General features: G+C 71.3%; 3 protein-coding genes and 1 pseudogene. 3 read left to right on the top strand and 1 reads right to left on the bottom strand.

Annotation, left to right across the window (positions count from 1 at the left end):
• Positions 1 to 181 precede the first annotated feature (181 nt).
• From ACWD3D_RS35585 to ACWD3D_RS35575, 3 genes are all read left to right on the top strand, one after another.
• The gene (locus tag ACWD3D_RS35585) at positions 182 to 1,336 is read left to right on the top strand and encodes an acyl-CoA desaturase (RefSeq protein WP_451464811.1); all 1,155 of its coding nucleotides are present in this window, start codon (positions 182 to 184) and stop codon (positions 1,334 to 1,336) included.
• 114 nt (positions 1,337 to 1,450) lie between these two features.
• Positions 1,451 to 1,633 (top strand): hypothetical protein, encoded by a 183-nt coding sequence (locus ACWD3D_RS35580; RefSeq protein ID WP_451464810.1) that lies wholly within the window; start codon positions 1,451 to 1,453, stop codon positions 1,631 to 1,633.
• A complete protein-coding gene (locus tag ACWD3D_RS35575) occupies positions 1,630 to 2,172 on the top strand; it encodes an MOSC domain-containing protein (RefSeq protein ID WP_451464809.1) in 543 nt (180 codons plus the stop codon). Before ACWD3D_RS35580 ends, ACWD3D_RS35575 begins: the two co-directional genes overlap by 4 nt.
• 125 nt (positions 2,173 to 2,297) lie before the next feature.
• Here the strand turns inward: ACWD3D_RS35575 and ACWD3D_RS35570 are convergent.
• Positions 2,298 to 2,882, bottom strand: a pseudogene (locus ACWD3D_RS35570) (hypothetical protein); the annotation flags it as partial.

Genomic DNA, 2,882 nt, shown 5'->3' with positions numbered 1-2,882 from the left:
CTCCACGGCCTCCCCCGTGAGGGCCCGGCCGCCCCGTCCGGGCCGGTACGGGGGCCAGCCCCACCAGGGAATCAGGGGGAATACCCCCTGCTCATCGGGATGGTGGCGTCATGGCTGGCGGATGCGCCCCTTCACTACGTTTTCTCGGGTAGGCGCACCCGTCCAGAGAGCTGGAGATGCCATGCCCCAGGCGACCACCACCGCCACCGACCCGTCCGGAGCGCGGGCCGCGGCCTCCGTCGCCGCGTCCGCCGCGGGCCCGGATACGGACAAGCCCGCCGCACCCGAGGCTGGGCCGGTACAGGAGGCAGTACCTGCCCGGAGCCGCCTCACCGCGGGGACCGACGGCGGCAGCGATTTCGCGCCGCTCCTGAGGGCCGTCAGGGGGCAGGGGCTGCTGGGCCACCGCACCGGCTGGTACGCCGTCGGGATCGCCGTGAACGCGCTCGCCCTGGCCGCGGTCGTCACCGGCATCGAGCTCCTCGGCGACACCTGGTGGACGCTGCTCCTCGCGGTTCCACTGGCCGTCCTGTGGACCCGCACCGCCTTCGTGGGACACGACGCGGGACACGCCCAGATCACCGGGAACCGCAGAACGAGCCGGATCATCGGCCTCGTGCACGGCAACCTTCTCCTCGGCATGAACGAGGCGTGGTGGAACGACAAGCACGTGCGGCACCACGCCAACCCCAACCACGTCGACAAGGACCCGGACGTCGGGGTGGGAGCCCTGGTCTGGACCCAGAAGCAGGCGGCCCAGCGGGAGGGTTTCGCCCGCTGGCTCACCCGCCATCAGGCACGCCTCTTCTTCCCCATGCTGCTTCTGGAAGGCATCGCGCTGAAGATCTCCGGGTTCCAGTTCCTCCGTCGGCAGCCGGGCCGCGAGGGCGTGCTGTCCGGGCTGCTGATGGTCGGTCATCTCGCTCTCTGGGCGACGGTGCTCCTCACCGCCATGCCGGCCGGGAAGGCGGTCGTCTTCGCGCTATTGCTCCACGCGCTTTTCGGACTGCACCTCGGAATGGCCTTCGCCCCGAACCACAAGGGCATGGAGATGCCCGACCCGGACGGCGACCGCTGGGGCCATCTGCAGCGCCAGGTCCTCACCTCCCGCAACGTGCGGGGTGCCGTCCTCACCGACTGGTTCCTCGGCGGACTGAACTACCAGATAGAGCACCACCTCTTCCCGAGCATGCCGCGCCCGCACCTGCGCCTCGCCCAGCCGCTCGTCAAGGAGCACTGCCGCCGGATCGGGATGCCCTACACGGAGACGGGGCTCGTCGAGTCCTACCGCCAGGGCCTGGCGCACATGCACGAGGTGGGCGAACCGCTGCGGTGACCGGGGGACGGTGACCCGGGGGCAGGGGGACGTCTTCGCCGGCGCGGGAACCGTTCGCGCCGTGCGGGCGTTGTCATGAGTGAAGCGGCTCCGTGCCGCGGAGGAGGCACCGTCATGTCGAACGGCGCGAAGATCGCCATCGGGGGAGTGGTCGTGGCAGCGGTCCTGATCCCGTTCATCGGGTTCTGGTGGGCGCTCCTGGTCCTGATCGGGGTGCCCACCGCTGGGTACCTGCTGCTCGACCCGTCGCAGCGGCGTAGGATCCGGCGCATACGACGCAAGGAGCTGGGACGTTGAACGGCACGGTCATAGCGGTCAGTCGCAGCGGTGAGTACACCTTCACCAAGCCGGTCCGGCAGAGCATCACGCTGCGGGCCGGACACGGCGTCGAAGGCGACGTCCACGCCGGAGTGACGGTCAAGCACCGCAGCAGGGTCGCCCAGGACCCGACGCAACCCAACCTCCGCCAGGTCCATCTGATCCAGCAGGAACTCTTCGACGAGCTGCGCGCCGACGGCTTCGACCTGGCCCCCGGCGACCTCGGGGAGAACGTCACCACACGCGGTCTGGACCTGCTCGCCCTGCCGGAGGGGACTCTGCTGCACCTGGGGGACCAGGCCGTCGTGGAGGTCACTGGCCTGCGCAACCCGTGCCTTCAGATCGATGCCTTCCAAAGCGGCTTGCTCAAGCGCGTCGTCGGGCGGGACGAGACGGGACGCGTGGTCCGCAGGGCCGGGATCATGGGAGTGGTGGTGGGCGGCGGACCCGTGCGAGCCGGAGACACTGTCCGCGCCGAACTCCCCGTGGGGCCCCACAAGGCCCTCGACAGGGTCTGACCCTCCAGGACAAGGCGCTCGCCCGGATGTGGCCTGCGATGGCAAGGTGCTCGGCCGGGTCTGGCCTCCGGGTGCGGACCCCTCTGCCGGGGGCCGGCCTCCGAGCCCTGTCGCGCTGCCACCCCTCACGAGGGCCGGGTGGCGAGCGCGTCGAGTGCGGTGAGGAGCCCGAGGAGCTGCGGACCCGGCCGTATCTGCATCACGTCTCGGGGCGCCTCGTCCAGCAGGACGAAGGCCATGTCGTCGGTCCGGGCGACCAATGACCAGCCGGGCCCGTCGACCCGCAGCGTGCGGGCGTCCGCGGTGGCGAAAGTCGACCTGATGCGTCCCGGCGGTGGCGGCGAGTCCAGATAGCCGCGCGCCTCCTCCATCACCTTGCGTACGCCGGGATGCACCTTCGCTTCCGGCGTCGTCGCTTCTTGCGGGCTCCCGGCCTCCCGGGACGCGGGCGCTCCGGGTTCAGGGGTGAGAGCGTCCACCTGCTCGCGCCACGACCCCCACCGCGAGGCGATCTCGTCCGCCCCCATCCGTCGTTGCTCCGGGCCCCAGTCGTCGTCGGACGGCGGCGTCAGAAGCAGTTTCCCGCCCGACCCGTCCTCGGCGGGCTCCGGGTCGTGGGGGGAGGGCACGCCCGGCGCGGCGACCGCGAGGGCGCCCGTCTCACCGCACTCGGCCGACTGGTACAGGGTGACGTTGCGGCCGGTGCGGTT

The sequence above is a fragment of the Streptomyces sp. NPDC002690 genome, from assembly GCF_053592415.1.
Note: the sequence above shows the minus strand (reverse complement) of the source record. Positions and strands in the feature narration are given on the sequence as shown.

Excerpts from the sequence above, each read along its gene's own strand:
- ACWD3D_RS35585 (WP_451464811.1), top strand. The coding sequence starts at position 182 with ATGCCCCAGGCGACCACCACCGCCACCGACCCGTCCGGAGCGCGGGCC.
- ACWD3D_RS35580 (WP_451464810.1), top strand. The coding sequence starts at position 1,451 with ATGTCGAACGGCGCGAAGATCGCCATCGGGGGAGTGGTCGTGGCAGCG.